Here is a 24149-nt window from a genome sequence, read left to right on the forward strand (position 1 = left end):
CCTCTCAGGGCACCGGCTGTTCCGGCCGGTGCTGTTCCCCCCAGTTACACATCATGTCGATCACCGGGATCAGCGAACGCCCGCGTTCGGACAGGCTGTACTCCACCTTGGGCGGGATCTGCGGATACTCCTTTCTCACCACTAGCCGGTCTTTTTCCAGCTCTTTCAGCGTCGAACTCAGCGTTTTGTACGAAATGGTGCCGATGCAGCGCTGCAGCTCGTTGAACCGCAATACTGGCTTATACAGCGCCAGCCAGTAGAGAATAATCATTTTATATTTGCCGTTGATCACCGACAGGGTGTAGCCATAGCCGGTGTCTTCGAGACTGATGCCCGTTGGGCTGCAGTGAGATTCGGCGGTCATTTTATACTTTCTCCAAGGTAAGTATGTGTCGTGAGTGTGCGTATTTTACATTCTGTCAGCATACCCTAAGATGCGTCGAAACACCTGACTGGAGAAATCAGTATGAAAACCTTGGTGATCGTGGCCCATCCCGATATGGCGAACTCGGTGGTTAACAAACGTTGGCTGGAGGAACTGCGTCGCTATCCGGAGCGGTATACGGTGCACGAATTGCATCAGGCCTATCCGGACTGGCAGATCGACGTCGCCAAAGAACAGCAGTTGATTGAAGCGCATGACAACATCGTGCTGCAGTTCCCGATTTACTGGTTCAGCAGCCCGCCGCTGCTGAAAAAATGGCTGGACGACGTGCTCACCTACGGCTGGGCCTACGGTTCCCGCAGCGGCTATAAGATGCAGAACAAGAAACTGGCGCTGGCGGTCACGGCGGGCGTGCGCGCAGAAGATTACGCGCGTGAAGGGCGTTATCGCTACTCGCTGGAGGAGATCTTCCGGCCGTTTGAAGTGACCGCCGATTACGTGCGGGCTGATTATGCCTCGTTCTTTGCCTTTTACGGCAAGGAAGCCGCTTCGGACGGGACGGTGGAACCGCTGCAATCCCACGAATTGGATAGCAGCGCGCAAGGCTATCAGGCATTTCTCGCCGCCCTGAGTTAACGACACTCCCCGGATGCGTCTGATAGTGCTGTTGCGAATGTCCGGGGAGGAATATGATTGCCGTATCCTTTGACTCGCCGGTGATAACCCCATGCCTTCAGCCGAAACGTTTATTGCTTTTCTTGTTGCACTCACCCTTCTGGAACTCTCTCCCGGACCGGACATGATGCTCACGCTGGCCCGGGGTATCGGCCAAGGCCGTCGCATCGCGCTGCTCAATGTTTTCGGCATGGTTTTTGTCGCCGGTATGGTGCAGGTTTCCATGCTGGTGCTCGGCCTCGCCACGCTGCTGCATAGTTATCCGCTGGCGTTGGACGTATTGCGTTGGGTTGGGGCCGCCTATCTGGTCTGGCTGGGGATAAAAATGCTGAAGGTAAGCCGGCAGCGTTCCGATGCCGTGCTGAAACCCCGGATGATGACCGGGTGGCAGGCGGTGAAAGAAGGGGCAATTAACAGCCTGACCAACCCTAAGTCGCTGCTGTTCATGTTTGCTTTCCTCCCGCAGTTTGTTAACCCTGAAACCGGGCCGGTTTGGTTGCAATTGCTCGTTTTAGGTTCCATTCAGAAGCTGGCCGGGATCCTTTCGCTGGGCTCTGTCGCTATGGCCTCCGGCACCGTGGGGCAATGGCTCGCCCGCAATCCTCGGTTGTTGGTGTGGCAGCAGAGATTTACGGGCTTGGTCATGATGGGATTGGGCGCCAAACTCCTCCTCGGGGGCGGCGCTGCGTCAGCGCCGCGATAAGAGGAGCGGTTCGCGCTATTTCAGGTGAATGCTAAAACCGTCTTGCCCCGGCGCGAGATGTGCTTTCAGCGTCAGCTGCGGGATCAGGTAGTCACCGGCGTTCTGCCGCCGAAACGGAATCGGCTCAGTGTGCCACAGATTGTCGAGCCGCTGTCCGAGCTGTTCACACAGGGCGGCGAAGCGCGTCTCGTCGGTCTTTCCGGCACGATAGGTGACAAACGGCGGTAACACCTCGAATCCCGGGTAATGCAGTATGCCGTGCTGGATCGGAAACAGGATATCGTCGATCGGCCCGTTAATGCCGCGCGGGGCGTAATGGGATTCCCAGCCGCCGGCGGTGACGATCAGCATCGCCCGTTTGCCCGCCAGCGTCCCCTCGCCGTAACGGTCGCCCCAATGGGTGTCGGAATGCTCACCGACGCCGTAGGCAAAACCATAGGCATAGACACGCTCGAACCAGCCTTTCAGAATCGCCGGCATCGAGAACCACCACAGCGGAAACTGCAGCAGCACCGCGTCCGCCCAGCGCAATTTTTGCTGCTCCCGTTCGATATCGGCGCTCTGCACGCCGTTGGCAAACGCGCGCTGGGAATCCAACGAAGGATCGAAACGGGGCCCTGATGCACCTTCCAGGCTGTCGTTGGCGTCAAGTGCCGCTTTCCACTTCATGGCGTACAGATCGGACACCTGTACCTGATGACCGGCCTGCGTCAGGCGCTCAACGGCGAAGTTTTTCAGTGAGCCGGTCAGCGACTGCGGCTCCGGGTGGGCGTAAACAATCAGCACATTCATAGCAACTCTCCTTGGTGTGAGAGCTGCAGGTTAGGACGTCACAAGGTATATTAGAAATGAATTACCGTTATCCCAGGTATAACCATGAATAATTTAAGGCGGCTGGATCTCAATCTGCTGGTGACGCTCGACGCGCTGCTGGCGGAGCACAACGTTACGCGCGCGGCGCAGCGGCTCAATTTCTCTCAGCCGGCGGTCAGCGTGCATCTCGCCAAACTGCGGGCGATCTTTGACGATCCGCTGCTGTTGCCCGGCCCGCGCGGCATGCGTCCTACCGCCAGAGCGGAGCAGCTGCGGGAACCGCTGCGCCAGGCGCTGGCGGCGCTTGAGTTGGCGGTAACGCCGGCGACGCCGTTCGATCCCGCCGTGGCGACCGATACCTGGCGTGTGGCCGCCTTCGACTACGGCGAATCCACCATCGTCCTGCCGGCGCTGAACGGTTTGCGCACGGCGGCGCCCGGCACCCGGCTGGCGGTGCTGGAAACCGCGCCGTCACGCATCGCCAAACTGGCGGAACAGGGAGAGATCGATCTGGCGTTTCACACCCGTGAAGGGGCGCCGCCCGGTTTGCGTCAGCGCACGCTGTTCAGTGAACGCTATGTGCTGGTGGGCAGAGTCGGCCATCCTAAACTGCATGAAAACCTGACGCTGGCGCAATTTTGCGAATTGGAGCAGGTGATGGTTTCGCCGGACGGCGCCGGTTTCTACGGCATCACCGACCAAGCGCTGGCGGACGTGGGGCTGACGCGGCGCGTGGTGCTTTCCGTGCCGCATTTTCTCTTCGTGATCTCGGTGCTGGCGCAGTCCGATTTGGTGGCGATGCTGCCGGAGCGGCTGGTGCGCAACCAGCCTTTATTGCAACAACTCGAGCCGCCGCTGGCGGTGCCGGGGTTTGAAATGACCATGCTGTGGCACGAACGATCGCATCGGGATCCCGCGCACCGGTGGCTGCGCGAACATATCGTGCGGTCAGTGTAAGCGGGTTAAACTGCGCGGTAAATCACATGAACAGGAAGCGGTCGGCCAGCGGAACGCCACGCTCGAGGCGCGGTGGCAACGCGTCGTCGCGATCGTCTGGCTGAGTAGCCTGTGGCGCGACATCGTCGGCTTTTTCGATCATCAGCTCGCCGAGCAGGGCCAGAAAACGAGTGAGCTTTTGCATATTCCCTCCGGATCGTTGATTACGTTGAGGGTGATAGTAATCGCCGCTAAACCGAATGGGAAAAACTTAAAACTCATATCCTAAGAACCGGATCGCATATCGCATGACCGGGCGACGGTTGCCCATCGCCCGGTGGATGGCTTAGAAGGTGACGTTAACCTTGGCCCACAGGGTGCGGCCCGGTTCATTCACCGCGCTGTTGGCCGAATAGCCGAAGGCGCTGTTGCCCGCCAGGTTAAGGTGCTCGCTGTAGGTCTTGTTCAGGATATTATCCAGACCGGCGCTCAGCTTGACGTTTTTATTCACCTTGTAGGCGGCGTTGGCGGAGAGCACGCCGAAGCCGGCGCTTTCGGCAAAGTCTTTGCCCACCACGTTGCCTTCGTTGATCGCCACACGGTTTTGGTTGCTGACCAAACGCCACAGCCCGGTGCCGCTCCAGTCGCCGTACTCATAGGTCAGCCCCAAGCGTGCCTCCAGCGGCGGGATCTGCGGCAGCGGGCGGCCGTCGCTGGTGTTTTTACCCCAGGAGTAGGCCAGGCTGGCGTCGGTTTTCCAGTGCTCGCTCAGTTGGTAACCCATGCCCATTTCGCCGCCCATGATGTTGGCGTTGACGTTATCGGCCTGGCTGAGACGCGCATTGTGCGGATCGTATTTGATCAGGATGAAATCATCGACGCGGCCCACATAAGCGGAGACCCAGCCGTTGAAGCGCTTGCCGTTGTATTGTGCGCCGATGTCGAGCTGCGTGGTTTTCTCGCTCTTGACGCTGGAGAACGGATCTTTGCTGCCGTTCGGGCCGAGCTTCGGCGAGAATAACTCCCAGTAATCCGGGAAGCGCTCGGTATAACCGACGCCGGCATACAACATCAGCGGCAGGTCGGCCAGCGTATGCTCAAGACGCATAAAGCCGCTAGGCAGGGTGTCTGAACGCTCCCCATCGCTGCCGCTGCGGAAATTCTCCACCAGGGTGCGATCGAGCCGCGCGCCACCGATCAGTTTATCCTGCTCGCTGGTGGACCAGGTCAGCTCACTGAAGGCGCCGTAGCTGTTGAACTGGGCGTCTTTTTCCCAGCTGCCGCGGCTCATGCTGCGGTGGGTGTTGGTCTGCGTGTCCAGGCCGCTTTCAAGCTTCACGTCCTGCCACTGCCAGGTGCCCATCACGCGGCCGCCGACGGTGCGGCGATCGAGCTGCATCGTCATGCCGGAAGACATCATGTGCCCGCCGTGACCGCCCATGCTCATACCGCCATGGCCGCCGTGCCCCCCCATGCCACCGCTGCCCGGCGAGCGCAGGGTGACGTTGTCCATCACGTGGTTGGCGTAGTTGTAGTAGACCTGCGCTTCCAGCTTATCCAGCACCTCGCCGATGTTGGATTTTTCCACCCGCATGCCCAGGCTTTCGCGCTTGAATTGCGAACCGTCCATGCTGCGGCCGGCATAGCGCGCTTCGCCGTTGCCGCGGCCCATGGTCACTTCCAGCAGCGTATCGTTGTCCGGCGTCCAGCCGAGCGCCAGATCGCCGTTCCACTTGTCCCAGCGCGACGGCACGCGCGTATTGGTGCCGTCCTGATAATCGTTGGAACGAGATTTGTTGGCCATCACCCGCAAGTAACCTTGCTCGGCGCCGAGGCTGGCGTCGATATTCTCGTCCCAGCGGCCGTTGGAGCCGGTCAGTACGCTGGCGTTGCCTTTGACGCCCGGCTTGTCAAAGCGTGGGCGTTCGCGTTCGAAACGCACGGTGCCCGCAGACGATCCCGGCCCCCACAGCACCGTCTGCGGCCCTTTGGTGATGGTCAGCAGATCGAAGCTTTCCGGCGAGATGTAAGAGGTGGGCGCATCCATTCTCGATGGGCAGGCGCCGAGCATCTCTGAACCGTCGGTGAGGATCTTCAACCGCGAACCGAACATGCCGCGAAATACCGGATCGCCGTTGGTGCCGCCGTTGCGGATCTGAGAAAAGCCGGGAATGGTTTTCAGGTAGTCCGAGCCATCGCTGGCCGGCACCGGCTGGCGCGGAGTTTTCGGTGACGTCACGATGGTCAGCGGAGAGTAGAGCGGTGCGGTAACGGTGATCACGTCGCCATCATTAACCTGGGCGCCGGTAGGGGGTTGATGCGCCTGCGCCGCGTGGCCAGCCAGCAGGAACAACGGCATGGCGGTGGTAATGGCGCGGGTGACAGCGTTCTTTTTATAAGTCGGTTTAAACATCATCTTTCCTTAAGCTAACTCTATTCCGTTCTTGGCCGAGGGATTATTCAGGCGTAGGGCGGCCTGGCGAAAATCACCATCGGTAAATACGGGAGGTTAATTCCATCGACGTGGAAATAACCGGACTAATAATGTCGTCTCGATGATTAACCGTTGGGCGAGTTAATTCCGCCGGGTTGAAGCAATCAACGGCAATACAGAGAACGGCAGTTAAATCAGAGGAAAGAGACGGGGGGCGCGCGCGGCTGTAATTCGGTGTGAACGACGTGGGCAAACAGGGGAACGAGGTAATGGATCGGCGGCGGGCGCGAAGCCAGCGACTGGGACCAGAACAGCGGGGCGTGGCTCACGTCCAGCAGCGGCGCGTGCAGCAACAGCACGCAGTAGCCGCAGGCGCTGTCGTCCATCATCATCGCCATGTTGTGGTGGCCGCCGCCGTGCTGCATCAGCGGCTGCGAGGCTTTTTCAGGTTCAGACGGCGGCGAGTGCATCCCGTGATGCATCGGCATATCCATGCCGCAATCCGCCATGGCGGTCGTTCCAGCACTTCCGGCGCGTACATGCTCCAGGGATCGCGAGACCACCGGCGCAATGAACAGCATCAGAATGGCAAACATCCCTAACCAGGCGGCGGCCCGATTTCGCGATGCAGAGGGCTGAATTAACGACACAATCAACCTAAAAAAAGGGTTAACACAGGGTAGGGAATTGTACTGGTTTATGTCGAAATGTTAAAACCTTTTATTTCTGGTCAACGCTCTGTTGATGAATATATTATCGGATAAGCGCTTTAATTCTGACCAAAGGCTATTTTTTTGCGCCAATGACATGACGGGGACAATATTAATGACGGAAAAACTGGCGAGCACGATTATTCCGCTTTATGACGATCTGGCTGGCGCAGAGGGATGAGTGACAATGTCACGGGCGAGTTCACCGGAACCCGCCCGTAACCTTACTTCGCGCTGACGCGCCAGACGGTGTTGCCGACGTCATCCGCAACCAGCAAAGCGCCGGTCTTGTCGATCGCCAGGCCCACAGGGGCGCCATAGAGTTCCTTCTCATCATCGGAGACAAAACCTGTCACCACGGCCTTGAGCTTACCGACCGGTTTGCCTTGTTCAAATGCCACGTAGCTGACCCGGTAGCCGTTCAGCGGCGAGCGATCCCAGCTGCCGTGCTCGCTGACAAAGGCGCCGCCGCGATACTCGGCCGGCAGAGCGCTCGCGGTGTAGAACAGCAGCCCCAGCGGTGCGACGTGCGAGCTGAGGGCGTAGTCCGGTTTGATGGCCTTCGCCACCAGATCCGGCCGCGCCGGCTGCACCCGACGATCGACGTGCTGGCCGAAATAGCTGTAAGGCCAGCCGTAGAAGCCGCCGTCCTGCACCGAGGTCAGGTAGTCCGGCACCAGATCGGCGCCGATCTCGTCACGCTCGTTGACGATGGCCCACAGCTTGCCGCTGTGCGGTTCCCACTGTAGCCCGGTCGGGTTGCGCAGCCCGCTGGCGAAGATGCGGCTGGCGCCGGAGGCGGTGTCCACTTCCAGTACCGCGGCGCGCCGGTACTCTACGGCCAGGCCATTTTCGGTGATGTTGCTGTTGGAGCCGACGCCAACATACAGCTTTTTGCCGTCCGGGCTGGCCAGCAGAGCTTTGGTCCAGTGGTGATTGATCGTGTTCGGCAGATCGGCTAGCTCTTTACCCGGATCGCTGATGCGCGTTTCGCCCGGTTGATAGGCGTACTGCATGATATTGCCGGTGTTGGCCACGTACAGCGTATTGCCAATCAGCTGGACGCCGAACGGGGAATCGAGCCCCTCGAGGAAGACATGCTTTTCCCAGTTGCTGCCGGCGGTCGGGCGCAGAAGGGTGATACGATTGCCCCCTTTACCGCCTTTACCGGACTGGCCTTTCACCAGGCCGGCGATCAGCTGCTTGGGCGTGCTCACCGCTTCCGTGCCCGGCCCGTTGGCCTCCACGACCAACACATCGCCATTGGGCAGCGCGAGCAACTGACGCGGATGAAGCAAATCGTCCGCCACCTTATCGATTTTCAAGCCTTCCGCCACTTTCGGCGTCTGATCTTGTTGCCAGCCAACGCCCTTAGGCACCTGCATCGGCGGCATCAGAAAGTCTTGCGCCGCCGGCAACGTCGGGTCCGGGCCCATTTGTTGCTCTGGCGAAATGACGGCGCTGTTATCGCAGCCGGCCAAGGCCAATACGGCGGAAAGGGTGAGCGCCAGAGATGAGAGCTTCATGAAAACCTCCTTATTTTGCGCGGGCGCCAAGGGCCAGCAGAATATTCGCCAGGCTGAGCAGCGCGACCACGATCGCAGACAGCACCAGGCCTTGGGGCACCACGGCATACGCATCCCGGCTATGCACGAAAGCGTTGATAATGGCGAGAACGATGGCCAACAGGTTCAGCCAGAAATGGAGTTTGACCGACGAACCCAGCAGCCGGCCGCTGCCGAACCATACTTGCACCAGGTTAATCAGGCGAGGAATGATGGCAAAAATCAGGCCGATGGCGATTAGCCAGCTGGCGCCATTAACCCACTGAATATTGGCAGTGCAGGCATAAATGATGTCGAAAATTAGCGCCGCGGTGAAAAATCCATAAGGTATCGGGTTGAGCCATTCATAGACGGCCACTGCGGCCGCTGAGGGCCTTGCTGTCGTTTGCGTGGTCATGCAGGCATCTCCATGAAAAATGATGGGTAAAAAGGCCATTGGCCCCTTAAAGCTTTGTTCAGATCCAGCGATTTGAACAATTTTGATTCTCATTTTTAGCATGCGATGTTAAAACCGAAACCATCACTGCGGCATTATCAATGGCTTAGCAATATCAGGAGGAAGGGCATGAGTATAGAGCGCGTTCAGCGATTTCTGGCCGAGCACGCACCGGAGACGACGGTGACGGTGCTGGCAAAGAACACCGCGACGGTAGCGCTGGCGGCGGAAGCCTTTGGCGTGGAGAGCGGGCAGATCGCCAAGACGCTGTCGTTTCGCGTGAACGATGGCGTGGTGCTGCTGGTGATGGCGGGAACCGCCAGAATCGACAACAAGAAGTACAAGCAGTTCTTCGGCGTGAAGGCGCGTATGCTGCCGGCGGAAGAGGTTGAAGCATTAACCGGCTATCCGCCCGGCGGCGTTTGCCCCTTTGCCGCACCGGAAACGGTGAGAATTTACTGCGACCGCAGCCTGTGCAGTTACGGTGAAGTGCTTCCGGCAGGCGGCAGCGATAACTCAGGCGTGAGAATTGCGCCGCAACGTCTGGCCAGCATCACCGGAGCGGAGTGGATTGACGTGACAGGGTAACTATAGGTGACCGTGTCACAATTACGTTATGTTAAATAGATTGTATCAATTCTTAATTAATAGACTGTTTTAACAGGGAAAATTACTAATCCATCGGGTGATGGCAAACCGCCTCGATATTGTGGCCATCCGGGGCGATCACAAATGCCGCATAGTAATGGGCATGGTAATTGGGCCGCAAGCCGGGCGCGCCATTGTCTTTGCCGCCGGCGTTTAACGCGGCGTGATAGAACGCATCGACCTGTTCACGGCTGCTTGCGGCAAATGCCAGGTGCAGATGCGCCGGTTTTTCATCGGTCTGAAACAGGCATAATGACACGTTATCTCGATCGCGGCACAGCTCAACGCCATAGTCGGGTTCGCCGTCGGCAACGATCTTTACGCCCAGTGGCGCCAGCGCATTGAGGAAAAACGCTTTGCTGAGGGCAAAGTCGCTGACGCCAAATTTCACATGATCAAACATGGGGAGGCTCCTTGAGCGTGAAAGAATGTTCCCATTCAGTATAGCCAACGCCGTGTTGGACGCCGAAAGCGATGCAAACGCACGCCAATGCGCATTTAACAGGCAAATACTGCCCGTTTAAGTGACGCGTTTGGATGAAATCTGCAGTATCGTAGCCGCCACGTTTTATCAGATTTCACGTAGCGCGATCAAAAAAGCAGAGGATTTCTGGCCAATACCGGCAGGTAGCCGCCATAGAAAATCATGTCCGGTCATCATTACTGGAGCGGGAAATGGCAGAGCGCATACCGGCCGGCATGTTAACGGCAATTCATCAGCAGGCCGGCGCTGCCGGCCAAACCAGCGATTGATACCTTGCTGGAGGTTGAAAGTCTGGCGGCGTTGGATGGCTTGAATGACGGGATGCGTAACATGGGATATACGCCGCGTGGCGAGAACGGCATTGCTGGCAGACGTTACTACATCAAGGGAAACGGCGATCGCACGCATCACGTACATGCATTTACTACAGGAAGTGAACAGGCGATCAGACATTTGGCGTTCAGAGATTATCTGCGCAAGCATCAGGGTGTTGCTCAGCAATATGCGGCAATCAAACGCCAGGCAGCAGAAGACAGCCGGCAAAACCCGGCGGCTTATGGCCGGTTGAAAAACGAATTTGTTCAGCGGCATGAGCAGCTGGCGCTGGCATGGCTGGCCGCAGGAGAAAGCCCATGATCAGGCCTGGACGGCAGAATCCACATATCACCACCCAGGTGCGCATAATGTATATTATGTTAAATCATGTTGATTGTTCACTTACTTCATGAACCAAGATGAGCTGCTCCAAACCGGCGACTTTGGACATTGGAGTCGATGAGCTAATAGCTGTTTCTGATTGCGTCGGGAATGCTCACAATCCACTAATTTCTATCCACGGAACAACGCAGATCGAAGTCAAATCAGTAATAGTCCGTTGTCAATTATATCACGTCAAATGTCCCTTATCAGGGGTATATGCTGTCGGCTGCCGAATATGCCGGGCAGGTTCCCTTTTTCAATAAAATACTGGAGCGGTATATCGAGGCGTTCACATTGAAGTGTTCTACAACCGGGCCCGGCGTCACAGTCACCTTGGCGGCGTCAGTCCGGAGGCCTTTGAACGGGCCTCGTCGTGAGGACAGGATATGTCTACGGTCGTGGGGTCAGTCCAGTTTGCCGATCTCAGCCTTGAATGTCGGGCACTGAAAGACGTTATCGAAAAAAAGCTTTAAAACCAGGGATAAAGCGGGAATTAGGCTATCAGAAAATACTCATTTTCATCCCTCCTGAGTATCATTCCATTTCCGGTAAAACCACAGTTTAGTAGAAATTATAGATGCGATAGGTATCAGCAAAGAAAGATGGGGGCCAGCCCATTCCTTGATTGATAAAACAGGCTGGCAAGATTGCATGATGTTGGAATACCTATTTAGCAAAGTACACTAAACACAAAATAATTACGTCCTGAAGTATCAAAAGGAACCTTGAATCTCTTCGCGTAAATTTTTGACTTCATCCAGTTGAGCCCGCAGCGCATTAGCACTATCGGATTTACCCTCAACTTGAGAGCGTATTTCATGCAAAGCCTCATCGATATTCGTTATAGGCAGATCAAAGCCCATTTCAAGCACCTCCTTGAGCTGAATATCCATGCTCTCACGCACGGCTTCGCTGTACTCTTTAAAGTTTTTGCGAATGTCCCGCTTAATTTGAAGGATCTTTTTTGCATGCTCAGCCTGCTGATAGTCATCATAAATCTGCATACCCACCCCAAAAATCGCCATGGCGGGCCCCAGAAATTTTGCGCCCTTCCCTATTTTGTCCGCTATTTTAAGTGCCTCCCAGGCCTTGAACTTGTAGCCAAAGAAGCCTCCAATCTCTTTAACTGCATTATGTAGGCTGCTACCGGAAATGGATTTCAGGCCCGTTTTAGAGGCATCACCTATAGCGCTTTTCGCCAGGAAGGAAAACCCTTTCTCTGCGGACTTCACCATACCCTGATTAAGTCCACTATTAAGCTTGAAGGGATCATCCTTTGACACGCTGCCGACTTTCCCTTGCTCGGCTTCGGGATTGAAATTCTTTGCAGCTAACAGCGCTTCGTTGATCTTCTCGCTAGCAGGGGTATTAGCCAATTCGACTAACTCGGACTCCAGATCCGATAGACACTCGTCTACGGTGCCCCGCAGCGCATCCAGAATCGCATTGATCATTCGCTCACATTCGTAAACCGCGATGTCCTGCATCTTTTCAAATGCTTCTTGCTCTCCTCCCAAAGCATCGGCCAGTTGGTTGCCATTCTCAACAATCTGACTATTCAGCGAGTCCATATGCACTCCGATTTTTTTAATCAGGTCTCGCCTGTTAGCCAGAAATATGCGCTTGTTTTGAGTGAGCAAAGTCACCAGGCCTTTTTGCAACGGGTCAGAAATGGTCAGCTCATCCATTTTTGATTCCAGCCTGATCTGAAGCTGTTGGAGAGGCGTTGTCAGCCTTGCGTACAAACCACGTTGCGCCACAAAACTATCAATGGCTTTGGTGAGCCCTTCGACGTTAGAAAGCGCCAACAGCTCTTGACGCTCTTGCTCATCGTCCTCATCCAATGCGTCGAAGAATGACTGTGCGTCAGTGAAGACGATGGGAAAATCTTCAGGAATTTTGGGCTCAAGCACCTGCGTGATACCCGAAATCTTAGTCTCTTTATCGGCCGAGTCGCTTTCAAACTTATTGAAGACGATCATTATCTCCCCGGCACGTCCTTGCTTAAAGCACAGGTCCCGGAAGGCCGCTCCCACAACATCATCAAAAAGTTCATTGGTAATAACATAGACCAGAAGATCTGCTTTCGATATAGCTTCAAGCGCTTTGGCATCATGTTGTTCGCATTCACCAGCAAGAATCCCAGGCGTATCCCAGATGTTTAACGATTTATGCTGATATTGAGTAACCGAATCTGTCGTAACACCGGACCCAATTTTGATATTCTCAATACCCGTCAGCATCTTAATGAGAGAGGACTTACCAGCACTATACTGTCCGGCAAAAACAATATTTAAAGGCTCTAAATCAATATCGAAATTTGCTTCTGATGCGTTGACGTTGCCGGCACTCAATAGTTCATGAGAACGTTGGTTAAGGCTTTCGACCTTTTCTTTGAGTGTGTTGTAACCAATTTCGGTCATGACTCGTCCTTAAACAGTAATGAGGTTTATTTGACAGGAACAAAGCGCAGCCACCATTTTTATGCGGCGGTGGTCTTTCCCAATAATTTTACTTAGATTTTTTTTCTGAACGAATACGGAAACATTATTATCTCCGGTCAGTTCGACCCTATCTACGAGCCCTTTATAAAGATGGGATATTTTTTTATCTAGGCTTGTGTTATACACTGCCAGTATCTTTTCTCTCATGGATTTACTCATAGCTATAAGAAGGTCAGTGTTTCGGAAATAATCTGAAATAAGAAAATAACATGCATAGCCAGGAATGCGCACCACCTTGATCGGCCTCGGCAGGACAAAATGTTGCTTAGTGATGATATGAGCGACTCTGTTCAGTAGCCTAAAGTTAATCTCGTGCTTCAAGGTACAGAGTTGACTGTCGGCAACATCCATTTCACTTATAAACTTACTCAGTGCTTGACAAAGAAGAGATAGGTTATTTTCCGCCGGGATAATGCAGGCACGATGGATATTCATTTCGAACCAATCGACTAGATTAGCCTTTATTTTTTTCTTACTTCCCTCGATATCATCAAGCAAAACCTGACGCTGTTTAGACTTAGCCTCTTTAAGTTTTTTAGCACGACTATCTGAGAATAACGAGAATATGGTGAATACTAAACCAATACCAGCCGCCACCCAACCGACAGGATTCCAGGCATTAAAGAATGCAATAGCACTTATAGCCCCGGCTATCGCCGAACCCCAGCCGTTTATTCGCCTGAAGTCGAACTCGCTGAAGTTCTTCCCATTGTGGATAACTTCAAAAGACAGAGTAATATCAAGTCCCTCATTCATTTCACGATTGAAATCCTGAAGTTCCTCCATCACCTGCTCAGCCAAATCCTGCACCGATTTCTCAATATTTTTAACAATATTTAAACTTTTATAATGACGATCCCAGGCGCCTGCCGCATTGTCACTCTCAATATTGTCATCAACAAAATCAGCCACAGAGTCAATGAGAGGTTTAAAAGCCAGATCGACTTCCCTTGAGAGGAACCATGGTGCATCGCGAAGCGTCTTCATCTTCCATTGGGAAATACGTGTGAGGCCGCTTTCATACTGTGGCAAAAGCATGGAAAGTTGATCCCTTTGTCTTAGAATCAGTAAACTCTGCTCCTCAATATGGTGAAGGCTTGAATCTAGAAACGTCTGGACTCTACGGATCGGGCCATTGCCTTCGACTTCTTCAATGAGCGCATTAAGAATGTGATCGATTCGGCTCAGCTCATGCAATTGAGTACCTTCTTCACCCGTGATAGTCGTTGCCAGGAAGGCAGCTTGGGCATGAATGGGGATGATTCGAACCGCGCCGGGATTGATGCCTACACGGCCAGCGAGTTTTTTTAAGCGCTCAGTATGCCCTTGAATATCTTCTTCTTTGAAAATATATTTTTCCGGATTATTCAGCGCCCGTCGCCGATTGCCCTCATTCTCCAGATCTTTTTTCATGTTCAACACGAAGATCAAGGGTTTGTTGAGCTTATGAACATGTTCGAGCTCAACAAAAGTTGATTCCTGAATACTGTCGCTATTCAGCATGAACAGCACGACGTCTGACTGTTCAAGGATCTCGTGGGCAACCTGCGTGTCCTCCTGGCCGTTATAGGCTCCGAAGCCAGGGGTGTCGACTATCCTTAAGTTGTTCCATTCGTACTCTTGAACGTCGCGTGTTGTTCTTTGTGCTCCTTTACCAATGGTCCGACCATCTCCTCGGGTAATCGCCTCGCGAACCGTACTTTTACCCGCCATTGTGCGACCAAAAAGCATGACGTTAAAGCAATCAAGACTTCTTAGCTGCTTTGCAAGATTGGCGTTTCGTTTCGAGAGTAGCTTTCCATAATCCCTCTCAAGGTTATGCAGCATGTCGGTAAGACCATCAACAACCATCTTATCCTTGGAAAGCGTTCGGCTACCATGTTCAATCACGCGTTGCAATTCTTTACTCAACCCATCGATAATGGCATCGCATTGTTCGAAGTGGCGCTGAACAGTCGTGTACTCTTCTTTGGCGATCCGTCTACAGGTCTCGAGCGACGCCAGGTAGTTATTTTGATCCGTCATTGCTTAACTCCGTTTTATCCCTTGGTTTTGGCTTCAACTTTAACTAGCTGCGCGTTATGTTTGCCGGTTATTTTCTGTATACACATACTCGCACAGTTCAATACCAACCAACGGCAGTGCCTGTGGGTGCTGATGGATATTCATACATGCCTTCCGGTTTTGTACACGCTACAATAATCTTGAGTCCTCCGGACTGACGCCACAGAGATGACTGTGGCGCCGTATCCGATTGTTAGTCGTTGACTATAAATCTTGCAGTGCGCCAGTTTTGAATGGCCATGGCGGCCGTTTCACGAGTAATCGCGATATTTGCCTGCAGGACATCAATATTCTGCTGCAAGGTGGCCCCGGAATCACAGAGCTTATCCATCGCCGATGATATATTGCTAAAAGGGATCTCCGTGACCGAATAGAGGCTATGTTTACGGTGCCAGCCCTTTGCTTTGGCATTTAACCGGGCAAGAGAAGCATAGAAATATTTCGAGTAGCTTCGCTCAAATTGTATGTTCAATTGTTCTTTAAAAATGGATGGTTCCACCGGCTTACCAAAATGCAGAAGCAGAGCATGAAGGGCCGCTAAATAGTCATCGATGACGATGTTTTTATAGGCACAGGCTGGCGTGGTGTAGAGCATGCGATCCACCTGAACAACACTCCCCTGTTCAATCATGTTGTCTAGATAAAGCGACGCATGTGCTAGGCTTTTGCTCTTCAGCAAATTGGCAATTTCAGGTTTCGTTAGTGGCTTATCGTTGCTTTTCATCGCTTCAATGATGACGTCCTTTTGCGTGATGTTCTTAAAGCCTTTCTCCAGCCCGACCGAATCCGTCTGAGATTTTCCGTCAAAGTAAAAACCGTAATCCTCTCCGAAATGTTTCACAAAATGACGAATGACATAGTAGTCATGCTTTTTCAGGTTGCGTGAGGCATGGTATAACTCATTCAAGTGGAATACCGGACGGGAATTTTTCTCGGCGTATTCCATCATTTCCAAGAAAATGTTATCTATCAGCGTCGCATCGGCTTCGATAAAACTGGTGTGCTTGTAGGTACCCTTGCCGGATAGATAGATATAATCAGGCAGATTAAATGCTTCATGATCCAGGCGGTCCTCGTAAACAGGGGTGCGTGAATAATTATTCCCATTGATTAATTTCGCAATATCCATCCAAGGCAGCCCTTTTTCGTGTTTTATTAGCACGCAGGCGCTGGCCTCCGCTTTCTTTAGTTGCAGGGGGAAGACGTGCTCATCTTTTAGCTGGATGACGCCTTGTTGCGCAAGATGACGAATCGCATTGTCAACGTAGGGTATTTCAATGCTGCAGACGGAGGGGATAAACTCCCGGATGTCGTCAAGGTGGATTGGTGCGCCATTCTCGGCAAAGTAGGTATTCAGGATTGCTTTATCAATCTCGGGATAAACATGAGCGATAAGCTCTGTCTGACCTGACACCATATCCAGAAATTCGAAGAAGTCACGTTCAGAGGAGAAACAGGAAAAAAGCGTTTGCATTTTCACACTAAGATCCGGCGATATCTCAGGCTCCAGTGCCTCCCAAACCGATGGTTGACTGACCCGCATATGCCCAAGAAATTCTTGTCTGATATCAACCTGAATCTGACGAATGCGCTCTCTCGAAACGACGTAATCGGCCCCGATCTCTTCAAGGGTCTTTTTTTCTTCGACGAACCCCCAGCGGCGTTGGGCAATGTCGACTTTCATTTCACTGCTTTTATCGAAGTAAGATTCGATATCTTCCAGTAAAACGGCTTCAAGTTTATTCAATGGGCAGTTTATAAGCTGTTTTGGAACGATCAAGACGGATTCAAGCGCTAGGTAGTCAATGTCACCATTCTGAATGGCGATGACCTCTTCCCGTAACCTGTCTCTGAATGTCAATAACTGTGTGATACTTCCTTTTCCCCAGGTCGGAATGGCTGCTAATTGCTCATGTTGGGCATACAGAATAGTCTGCAACATTTCACCCATATCTTCCGTTTTAAGATAGCGACCAAATTTTTCCAGTGCTTTCGTATATTTGGCTTCCACGCCCGCAAGGCTCAACCGCATCTGGCTGATATCCACCTTCGCGAAATCAATGCACATATTAGTAGTGTCGATAGCCTCAACGGCAGGTATAGACTTAGCCAACTGTTGCAATTCTTTAAAAGTATCAATATACAGCACACCGACGCCAGGCTGTTCAGCCAGCTCGTTGACTGACAACGAAATGAGTTCCCCGAAGGTTTCACCAGACACAAAATCTGGGTTTATCAGTTGAATGTTTTTCAATCGCTTGATTAATTTAATAAATCGTTCAGGCAATTGAATCGTCTCCAGTGAGGTGGATAAGGCGGGGATCCGCAGCCATTCCATCACCGGCTCATCACTCGCTACCTCAGGTTTTTCCTCAAACTCAGTTTCAACCGGCCTGATTTCCGCGCCATCTATGTGAAACGCTTGCCTGAGGGGGACCGAAATCTCTACTGCTCGAAGCAAATCTGCGAAATAGACATTTTTCTTTATTGCCATGAATTGCTGCATACTGAGTTTTTCACAGAGCTCCCAGGCACTGAGCGTTTCTCCGAGCGTGAGCTGACTTTCTTCGACCAGGTTACGGATGAGTTTATTGAGAGCTCTCTCGAGCTGAGGTTGATCTACAACAGTGTCAATTTTTTCCATATTAAAGCGCGTCTTTTAGCTTTTTGAGAAACACGAATGCCGATTGGTATTTTTCCTTAATCTGTTCCTGCACATCCGACGGTAATTGCTTAAAGCTGACAAGGTTCAAAGATTGTCCCCGGTACGTTTCGATCCACGGGCAAACTTCCGCTTCCTTAAACGGCATATCACTCACATCCTGCTGGTCTGTCACTTTAATTCGGGCACAGACAAGGTTGTCGTAATCTGGCAGAATCTGTTGAATCTCCTTTTCGCTGAATTCGTACAACGGGTTCATGCAAAAATTCAGTGAAATCGTGTAAAAACTTGGTGCCATATTGTTCCCCCCGATAAAAGTATCGAGAAATTCAATCAGTCTCGTGCGCATGGAGGTAATATCTACGTCTTCATTGAATGCAGCTGTCAGGTAGCTCAAATAAGAGCCGAAATGGGTGGCGATTTGATCAAGGCTAACGTTATCTAACTCTTTTTCCAGTTCTGCAATGGAGGGCAACTCGTCATTTTTTTCACGATATCGGCGCAACTTATCCAGCAGTACATCACGGCTATTAAGCTGCATTCTCATATCTTCCAACAGAGCCAGTACTTTCGCCGCCTCTGCGCTGAATTGCACCTCCAGCGAAGTGTCATGATAAACCCCGGGCGCGTCCATCTCCTCCGGATCATCAATAGTGCTGTCATGATACCTTGGTTGCTGTTCAATCTCTTTTGCTAGGCCCTTAATCTCATTCAACCGCTCAAGGGATCCAACAAAATCTAAGACATGAACAAACTCTTTATTTGGCGTTTTGCGCAACCCACGTCCTAGCTGTTGTAACCAGATTGTACGTGACCCGGTATAACGCATAAAGACCAACAGGTTGGTTTCTGGAATATCAATACCCTCATTGAACAGGTCGCAGACCAAAATGTATTTATAATCTCCTTCCCTGAACAATCTAATATTTTCCCGTCGTTCCTGGTCATACATGTTTGAGTGCACAAGGGTGGCAGTTCCGGGCTCAAAGAACGCAATAAGATGATTCATATGCTGGATATTCCGGCAAAAGATGATCCCTTTTACGTCTTCTATCCCCTGCTCGGTCACTGTTTTGTCGATGAGGCGGACAATCTCATGATCTTTTTTATGCAAAAAAAGCAGTTTATCGATATCGGATAGAGAAAGACCGCTCTCAAGCTGGTCGATCTTATCTTGATCCAGATCGTCAAGCAGGACAAGATATTTGGGGAATGCGAGCTTTTTATTTTTGAGAGCCCAAACCAGATCGAATTTACCGATATGCCCATCGGCGCCACCAAAGAAACTCACTACATCGCGGTTATCCGTCCGGTAAGGGGTCGCAGTTAGGCCAATCAGGAGTCGCGGTTGGAAAAGCGATACCACCGCAGAATAGGTTTTTGCCAGCGTATGATGGGCTTCATCGACAATAACGTAATCAAATGCTCCTACAGATAGCGCATCGAGTTTGCTATAGAGCGAATTAAATGAGGCAAAGACGAAATCAGTCTCTTCGGGATGTGCGCCGCCGAAACAGGCAGAAAAACTGTAGTTACCAATACCCAAAACGTTTTTAAATGCAGTAACAGATTGCAGTAAAATCTCAACCTGATGTGCCAGAAATAGCACTCTTGGCCTGCGACTATTTTGTTGGATTAAGCGCTTAATTAAGTGGGCAACAGTATAGGTTTTGCCTAATCCCGTCGCCATTTCAATCAACAGTTTTGACTTTCCTGCCGCATGAAGTGCAAGGGCTTCGTTTATCACATCCTGCTGATAAGTTCGCGGCTTAATGTCACGGCCAATCTCGGAATGCTTGATGACCCACAGATTTTGCAACTCATCCCGGTCTATCAACTCAACGCCGAGTCGTAATGCCCTCGCCTTAACTTCAGAGGTAAACCAGGAGTTGGTAACTAAAATTTTATAGGTAACATTTGCCAGGTTGGCGCCGGTAACTAGTTGATTAAGAGCCTTCACATCTACTGTCGTACCCAGTTGGCGCTGTTTCACCTCAATGGCAAACTTTCGCCTCCCTTTCCAGGCGAAAATATCGACCCCACCATCACCGTGTTTGAATTCTTTGCCTGTTTGGGTAATTTCGGCATCGGTCCATCCCGATGCGACAAATAAATCGCGAACGAAAATTTCAAAGTCCGAAGAGGAAAGTTTATCAATGTCTTTAAATTCTGCGATTAAAGGTTTGTACTGCGGAATTACAGAAACCGTCATGACACCATTATCCTCCATAAACAAACCTTATTGACTTCATAGCTACATGCTCCCGAGAAATGTAGGGGCGACTTGCCGGAGTGATGTCAGGCTTCCTACCCTAAACAACGTTCACCAATGTAAACAGGAAAGATGGATGTGGCGAAAATATCAATTACTAACATCACGGTGTACTAATCAATAGGCGGCAGGTCAAGTCTATGTTATCGCAATCTACACTTTATTCAATAGTTCAATCCGATAACTCTTCAATACCACGAGGTGTTCGTTTTGAAAATGTGATATGCGATGGTTTAATGAGCTGGAACTACCTGCCAGCTAAAGCTAGCTACATAGCGTTGGTTCATGAAGTGAATTATTGGTGAGTAATAAACATACTTTAAAAACAACACAATAAATACATTTTATTCATGAACCAAGTCTGTACTTGATCGCGCTACGTGAAATCTGGCAAACTTTGGCAGTCCAATCTACACCAGAATGACACTCGTGAAACCTGACTATTTCCAGGATTCCTTCTCATAGGGATTTTTGCCAGTTTTTTCCGTGACGGGCACGGAACGTATAGGTACAACAACGGCATCTCACCGGTACTCACCACCGCTGGCGATGGGCCCTCTGGATGTAACGCTTTCTCTTCTATAGAGTTTCTTCTTTCCATCTCGATGTGCTCTCATCAAGCCTCAATAGTGACATTGTCACACAAAAAGAAATCCTTACGCCGGTTTCCCAGCCAAATGCGACCGCCGAACCCGCAATTCCCCGTGCCGCCAAGCGCCGTCTGCCGTGGCGCGATTGTCGAGCAGGCGATTCAAGGCCTCTTCGACCAGCCGGTCAATACGTTGGCTGTAGCTGGTCAGCGCCCAGTTGGCTGAGCCGGCCTCGTCGATATCGTCGAAACCTACCACGGCCATGGCTGACGACGGTGCTACTTGCCTGAGCGCTTCGAGCGCCCCCAGTGCCAGCACGTCGTTCTCGCAGAACAGCGCTTCAACCCGCTCACTTTCCGGCGTTGCCTGCAGGTATTCACTCATCAGTTGGAAACCGCGCTGGCGATCGTAGTGGCCAGCGGTGAGCACCCGATCCAGCTGAAAACCGGCGGCCATCAGTTTGTCGCGGTAGCCTTCCATGCGCAGTAAATGGCTACTTTGCGTATCCGGCCCCTTCATGTAGCCAAAGCGCCGATGACCTTGCTCTATCAGCAGCGTGGCGATCTCTTCGCCAGCGCGGTAGCCGTCGATGTTCACCACATCAATGTGTTCACTTTCCGTATTGCGGCATACCTGCACCAGCGGGATCTGATGCAGATCTTGCGCAATCGCCGCCCACTCTTGGGTTAACACCGTCGCCAGGAACAGAATGCCATCGACCTGCAGCTGGTCGGCCATCGCCATTACCGCCCGGTAGTTTTCCCCGGCGGTGATGTTCAGCAGAAGCGCCATATAGCCGCGGGTTTGCAGCTGTTTGGTGACCATATCGAGCATCATCATCGAATGCGGGTTCTTCATCTCGTCGATGGCTACGCCTATGATGTGCGTGCGTTTTTGCGACAGGCTGCGCGCCAGCAGATTGGGTCGATAGCCCAGCTCGGCCGCCGCCGCCAGTACGCTTTCACGCGCGCTGTCTGAGATCGACGCGCCGGGCGTAAAAGCGCGCGATACCGTCCATTTGGAGACGCCGGCCTTTTCGGCGACGTCGCTGGCGGTGGCTTTGTGGTGTTTCGTCATGGTTGCGTCGATCCCTGCTTCGGTGAAGTCACACTATACCCTGCTCGCTCAGATCCCCTAAGCGCCTGCCGGCATACCTGCTGCGATTATGTCCCGTTTTTGCACCCGATTGCAATTTGTTATGCAACCGGGTGCAAAAGGTAAAGAGTTTGTGATCGTCCGCGCTGTTTTCACCTTTCCCCTGTTGACCAAATTTTCTTCATGGCCGACATTCACGGTGGCATTCAGAGACTCATCGCGGTTTTGTCTCCTGCTTTGCACCCGGTTGCAAAAGAACTGTTTTTACATAACACCTCTCTTCTCAACAGGATACCGTAATGAAAAAAACCAGACTGCTGTTGATGTTAGCCTGCTCGCTGTTTGTCGTGACCGCCCAGGCCAAGACCTACCAGGTCGGCGTGGCGCTGGCCAACTTCGATCTCAACTTCGTCTCCATCCTACGCAGCCAAATGGCGCGAGAACTGGCTGCGCAACAGCTGCAAGGCCAGTTCGTCGATGCCAAAGGCGATGTCGCCCTGCAGGTGCAGCAGGTAGAAGATCTGATTAATCAGGGCGTGGACGCCATTATCCTCAACCCAGTCGATACGCAAGGCGTCCAGCCGATGATAGCGGCCGCCCAACGCGCCGCGGTCCCCCTTATCTTCGTCAACCGCAAACCCGAAGTGCCGCTCAGCGGCGCGACGGCCTACGTCGGCTCCGACTCGGCGCTCAGCGGCCGCCTGCAGATGGAGGCCCTGGCGAAAAAAATGAATTACCGCGGCAACGTGGCGATCCTGATGGGCGCCCTCTCCAACGAAGAAACTCGCGAACGCACCCGTGCAGTGGAAACGGTGATCGCCAAATACAAAGACCTGAAAGTGGTAGAGAAACAGACCGCCAAATGGCAACGCAATGAAGCGGTCGACGTGGTTTCCGGCTGGTTGCTGAACGGCGCGGCGATCGATGCGATCGCCGCCAACAACGATGAGATGGCCATCGGCGCGATCATGGCGCTGAAACAGGCCAAAAAGCGCGACGTGCTGGTTGCCGGTATCGATGGCACGCCCGACGGCCTGCAATTTATCAAAAATGGCGACCTGGCGGTGACCATTTTCCAGGATGCCAAAGCCCAGGCGATCGGCGCGGTGCAGGTGACCCGAGCGATGTTGGATCACGCCAAAACCGAGCCCTATAACTGGGTACCCTACGCCACCGTGACGCGAGAAAACTACCCGCAATTTGCACAGATGAATCAGAAATAAGCCGTTGCCACTCTCTTTTTCAACCCACTTTGCACCCGAGTGCAAAACCACAGTATCAGGAGTCAGCATGTTAAATGGTGAAAGAAGCATCCCTCGCCCGCTGCGTTGGGCGATGATCGGCGGCGGCCGCCTCAGCCAGGTGGGCTACAAACACCGTTCCGGCGCACTGCGCGACAACACCGCCTATCGGCTGGTTGCCGGTGCCTTTGATATCGACGCGGCGCGCGGACGTGAGTTTGGCGTCAATCTCGGCGTGCCCGCCGAACGCTGCTATGACAACTATCAACAGCTGCTGGAGCAAGAAGCTAACCGCGAAGATGGCGTTGAGGTGGTAACCATCGCCACTCCCAACGGCACCCACTATGAAATCACGCGCGCCGCGCTGAATGCCGGCCTGCATGTCATCTGCGAAAAGCCGCTGTTCTTCACCACGGCGGAGGCGAGAGAAATCAAGGCGCTGGCGGCGGAGAAAGGCCTTATCGTCGGCGTAACCTACGGCTTCTCCGGCCATCCGCTGCTGATGCAGATGCGCGCCATGATCGCGAACGGCGACATCGGCGAAATACGCATGGTCGAATTGCAGTACACCCACGGCTTCAATACCAACGAAAGCGCGGACACGTTCGAGGCACAAAAGTGGCGCGTCGATCCGAAAATCGCCGGCCCCTCTTTTGTGCTGGGCGACATCTCCACCCACACCTTCTACATCTCGCAGCTGGTGATGCCCGATATGAAGATTGCCTCCCTGCTGTGCGATCGCCAAAGCTTTATCTCTTCCCGCGCCCCGCTGGAAGACAACGCCATGGTGCTCATGCACTACGAAAACGGCGCCGTCGGCCGCATGTGGGCCTCCGCCATCAACGCGGGCGCGATGGACAGCCAAAGCATCCGCGTGGTGGGCTCACGCGCCAGCCTGCAATGGAGCGATTCCACGCCCGGCGAATTGCGCTATGAGATCCAGGGGCGGCCCAACCAAACGCTGCACCACGGCATGCCCTATCTGGACGACAGCGCGCTGGCCGAAGAGCGGCTCGGCGCGCTGCATACCGAAGGGCTGGCCGAATCCTGGGCCAATATCTACCTCAAGTTCGCCATCGCCATCAGCGCCAGCCAGCGCGGCGATCGGCAGACGCTGGCCGCGCTGATCTATCCGGATATCGATGCCGGATTGGAAGGCGTGCGCTGGATTGAAAACTGCGTTCGCTCCGCCGACAACGGCGCCACCTGGGTCAATTACCAATAAGGAAAGCA

At 52.9% G+C, this 24149-nt stretch carries 20 protein-coding genes; 7 read left to right on the forward strand and 13 right to left on the reverse strand.

What is annotated here, in order from left to right:
• Positions 1-4 precede the first annotated feature (4 nt).
• Entirely contained in the window at positions 5-364 is a 360-nt protein-coding gene (locus tag N6G83_RS05610; RefSeq protein WP_025302868.1) for a winged helix-turn-helix transcriptional regulator, read from the reverse strand.
• Between the two features lie 102 nt (positions 365-466).
• On the opposite strand from N6G83_RS05610, the gene N6G83_RS05615 reads away from it, so the two are divergent.
• Together N6G83_RS05615 and N6G83_RS05620 are read left to right on the forward strand one after the other, a co-directional pair.
• Entirely contained in the window at positions 467-1021 is a 555-nt protein-coding gene (locus tag N6G83_RS05615; RefSeq protein ID WP_043137298.1) for an NAD(P)H-dependent oxidoreductase, read from the forward strand.
• A 91-nt stretch (positions 1022-1112) separates the two neighbouring features.
• Positions 1113-1763 carry a LysE family translocator gene (locus N6G83_RS05620; protein ID WP_072008229.1) on the forward strand — a complete coding sequence of 217 codons (651 nt, stop codon included), beginning with the start codon at positions 1113-1115 and terminating at the stop codon, positions 1761-1763.
• A 15-nt stretch (positions 1764-1778) separates the two neighbouring features.
• Here the strand turns inward: N6G83_RS05620 and N6G83_RS05625 are convergent, their stop codons facing one another.
• The gene (locus tag N6G83_RS05625; RefSeq protein ID WP_127145917.1) at positions 1779-2555 is read right to left on the reverse strand and encodes an NAD(P)H-dependent oxidoreductase; all 777 of its coding nucleotides are present in this window, start codon (positions 2553-2555) and stop codon (positions 1779-1781) included.
• Between the two features lie 84 nt (positions 2556-2639).
• Between N6G83_RS05625 and N6G83_RS05630 the strand changes: the two genes are divergently transcribed.
• Positions 2640-3533 (forward strand): LysR family transcriptional regulator, encoded by an 894-nt coding sequence (locus tag N6G83_RS05630; RefSeq protein WP_060433088.1) that lies wholly within the window; start codon positions 2640-2642, stop codon positions 3531-3533.
• Positions 3534-3555: 22 nt separating this feature from the next.
• Here the strand turns inward: N6G83_RS05630 and N6G83_RS05635 are convergent, their stop codons facing one another.
• The 5 genes from N6G83_RS05635 to N6G83_RS05655 all read right to left on the reverse strand — a co-directional run bounded on the left by N6G83_RS05635 (position 3556) and on the right by N6G83_RS05655 (position 8618).
• The gene (locus N6G83_RS05635) at positions 3556-3717 is read right to left on the reverse strand and encodes a hypothetical protein (RefSeq protein WP_162837924.1); all 162 of its coding nucleotides are present in this window, start codon (positions 3715-3717) and stop codon (positions 3556-3558) included.
• A gap of 141 nt (positions 3718-3858) precedes the next feature.
• Positions 3859-5871, reverse strand: a complete 2013-nt coding sequence (locus N6G83_RS05640) for a TonB-dependent copper receptor (protein WP_373276034.1) — start codon at positions 5869-5871, stop codon at positions 3859-3861.
• A gap of 269 nt (positions 5872-6140) precedes the next feature.
• Positions 6141-6596 carry a DUF2946 domain-containing protein gene (locus N6G83_RS05645; protein WP_260523925.1) on the reverse strand — a complete coding sequence of 152 codons (456 nt, stop codon included), beginning with the start codon at positions 6594-6596 and terminating at the stop codon, positions 6141-6143.
• 284 nt (positions 6597-6880) lie between these two features.
• Positions 6881-8182: a sorbosone dehydrogenase family protein gene (locus N6G83_RS05650; protein WP_260514861.1), complete on the reverse strand. Its 1302-nt coding sequence runs from the start codon at positions 8180-8182 to the stop codon at positions 6881-6883.
• Positions 8183-8192: 10 nt separating this feature from the next.
• Entirely contained in the window at positions 8193-8618 is a 426-nt protein-coding gene (locus N6G83_RS05655; RefSeq protein WP_025302860.1) for a DUF2231 domain-containing protein, read from the reverse strand.
• A 168-nt stretch (positions 8619-8786) separates the two neighbouring features.
• Here N6G83_RS05655 and N6G83_RS05660 point away from each other — a divergent pair, with 168 nt between their 5' ends.
• Positions 8787-9245 carry a YbaK/EbsC family protein gene (locus N6G83_RS05660; protein WP_025302859.1) on the forward strand — a complete coding sequence of 153 codons (459 nt, stop codon included), beginning with the start codon at positions 8787-8789 and terminating at the stop codon, positions 9243-9245.
• A gap of 85 nt (positions 9246-9330) precedes the next feature.
• On the opposite strand, the gene N6G83_RS05665 is transcribed toward N6G83_RS05660, so the two are convergent.
• Positions 9331-9708 (reverse strand): VOC family protein, encoded by a 378-nt coding sequence (locus N6G83_RS05665; protein WP_043137320.1) that lies wholly within the window; start codon positions 9706-9708, stop codon positions 9331-9333.
• A gap of 312 nt (positions 9709-10020) precedes the next feature.
• On the opposite strand from N6G83_RS05665, the gene N6G83_RS05670 reads away from it, so the two are divergent.
• Entirely contained in the window at positions 10021-10425 is a 405-nt protein-coding gene (locus tag N6G83_RS05670) for a GrpB family protein (RefSeq protein WP_049207590.1), read from the forward strand.
• A gap of 776 nt (positions 10426-11201) precedes the next feature.
• Here N6G83_RS05670 and N6G83_RS05680 read toward each other — a convergent pair.
• The 5 genes from N6G83_RS05680 to N6G83_RS05700 all read right to left on the reverse strand — a co-directional run bounded on the left by N6G83_RS05680 (position 11202) and on the right by N6G83_RS05700 (position 21657).
• A complete protein-coding gene (locus N6G83_RS05680) occupies positions 11202-12911 on the reverse strand; it encodes a GTPase (RefSeq protein WP_260514862.1) in 1710 nt (569 codons plus the stop codon).
• Between the two features lie 9 nt (positions 12912-12920).
• Positions 12921-15017 carry a GTPase gene (locus N6G83_RS05685; protein WP_260514863.1) on the reverse strand — a complete coding sequence of 699 codons (2097 nt, stop codon included), beginning with the start codon at positions 15015-15017 and terminating at the stop codon, positions 12921-12923.
• Positions 15018-15249: 232 nt separating this feature from the next.
• Positions 15250-17700: a sigma factor-like helix-turn-helix DNA-binding protein gene (locus tag N6G83_RS05690; protein WP_260514864.1), complete on the reverse strand. Its 2451-nt coding sequence runs from the start codon at positions 17698-17700 to the stop codon at positions 15250-15252.
• A 1-nt stretch (position 17701) separates the two neighbouring features.
• A complete protein-coding gene (locus N6G83_RS05695; protein ID WP_308317674.1) occupies positions 17702-19930 on the reverse strand; it encodes a DEAD/DEAH box helicase family protein in 2229 nt (742 codons plus the stop codon).
• A gap of 716 nt (positions 19931-20646) precedes the next feature.
• Entirely contained in the window at positions 20647-21657 is a 1011-nt protein-coding gene (locus N6G83_RS05700) for a LacI family DNA-binding transcriptional regulator (RefSeq protein ID WP_049295620.1), read from the reverse strand.
• A gap of 317 nt (positions 21658-21974) precedes the next feature.
• Between N6G83_RS05700 and N6G83_RS05705 the strand changes: the two genes are divergently transcribed.
• The gene (locus N6G83_RS05705) at positions 21975-22898 is read left to right on the forward strand and encodes a substrate-binding domain-containing protein (protein WP_260514866.1); all 924 of its coding nucleotides are present in this window, start codon (positions 21975-21977) and stop codon (positions 22896-22898) included.
• Between the two features lie 67 nt (positions 22899-22965).
• The gene (locus tag N6G83_RS05710; protein WP_089180907.1) at positions 22966-24141 is read left to right on the forward strand and encodes a Gfo/Idh/MocA family protein; all 1176 of its coding nucleotides are present in this window, start codon (positions 22966-22968) and stop codon (positions 24139-24141) included.
• Positions 24142-24149: the final 8 nt, after the last annotated feature.

Source organism: Serratia sp. PL7 (genome assembly GCF_945957435.1).

Coding starts and splice junctions, on each gene's coding strand:
- N6G83_RS05610 (WP_025302868.1), bottom strand. CDS start 364: ATGACCGCCGAATCTCACTGCAGCCCAACGGGCATCAGTCTCGAAGAC.
- N6G83_RS05660 (WP_025302859.1), top strand. CDS start 8,787: ATGAGTATAGAGCGCGTTCAGCGATTTCTGGCCGAGCACGCACCGGAG.
- N6G83_RS05695 (WP_308317674.1), bottom strand. CDS start 19,930: ATGACGGTTTCTGTAATTCCGCAGTACAAACCTTTAATCGCAGAATTT.
- N6G83_RS05640 (WP_373276034.1), bottom strand. CDS start 5,871: ATGCCGTTGTTCCTGCTGGCTGGCCACGCGGCGCAGGCGCATCAACCC.
- N6G83_RS05630 (WP_060433088.1), top strand. CDS start 2,640: ATGAATAATTTAAGGCGGCTGGATCTCAATCTGCTGGTGACGCTCGAC.
- N6G83_RS05710 (WP_089180907.1), top strand. CDS start 22,966: ATGTTAAATGGTGAAAGAAGCATCCCTCGCCCGCTGCGTTGGGCGATG.
- N6G83_RS05615 (WP_043137298.1), top strand. CDS start 467: ATGAAAACCTTGGTGATCGTGGCCCATCCCGATATGGCGAACTCGGTG.
- N6G83_RS05650 (WP_260514861.1), bottom strand. CDS start 8,182: ATGAAGCTCTCATCTCTGGCGCTCACCCTTTCCGCCGTATTGGCCTTG.
- N6G83_RS05700 (WP_049295620.1), bottom strand. CDS start 21,657: ATGACGAAACACCACAAAGCCACCGCCAGCGACGTCGCCGAAAAGGCC.
- N6G83_RS05620 (WP_072008229.1), top strand. CDS start 1,113: ATGCCTTCAGCCGAAACGTTTATTGCTTTTCTTGTTGCACTCACCCTT.
- N6G83_RS05635 (WP_162837924.1), bottom strand. CDS start 3,717: ATGCAAAAGCTCACTCGTTTTCTGGCCCTGCTCGGCGAGCTGATGATC.
- N6G83_RS05665 (WP_043137320.1), bottom strand. CDS start 9,708: ATGTTTGATCATGTGAAATTTGGCGTCAGCGACTTTGCCCTCAGCAAA.
- N6G83_RS05690 (WP_260514864.1), bottom strand. CDS start 17,700: ATGGAAAAAATTGACACTGTTGTAGATCAACCTCAGCTCGAGAGAGCT.
- N6G83_RS05705 (WP_260514866.1), top strand. CDS start 21,975: ATGAAAAAAACCAGACTGCTGTTGATGTTAGCCTGCTCGCTGTTTGTC.
- N6G83_RS05655 (WP_025302860.1), bottom strand. CDS start 8,618: ATGACCACGCAAACGACAGCAAGGCCCTCAGCGGCCGCAGTGGCCGTC.
- N6G83_RS05680 (WP_260514862.1), bottom strand. CDS start 12,911: ATGACCGAAATTGGTTACAACACACTCAAAGAAAAGGTCGAAAGCCTT.
- N6G83_RS05625 (WP_127145917.1), bottom strand. CDS start 2,555: ATGAATGTGCTGATTGTTTACGCCCACCCGGAGCCGCAGTCGCTGACC.
- N6G83_RS05685 (WP_260514863.1), bottom strand. CDS start 15,017: ATGACGGATCAAAATAACTACCTGGCGTCGCTCGAGACCTGTAGACGG.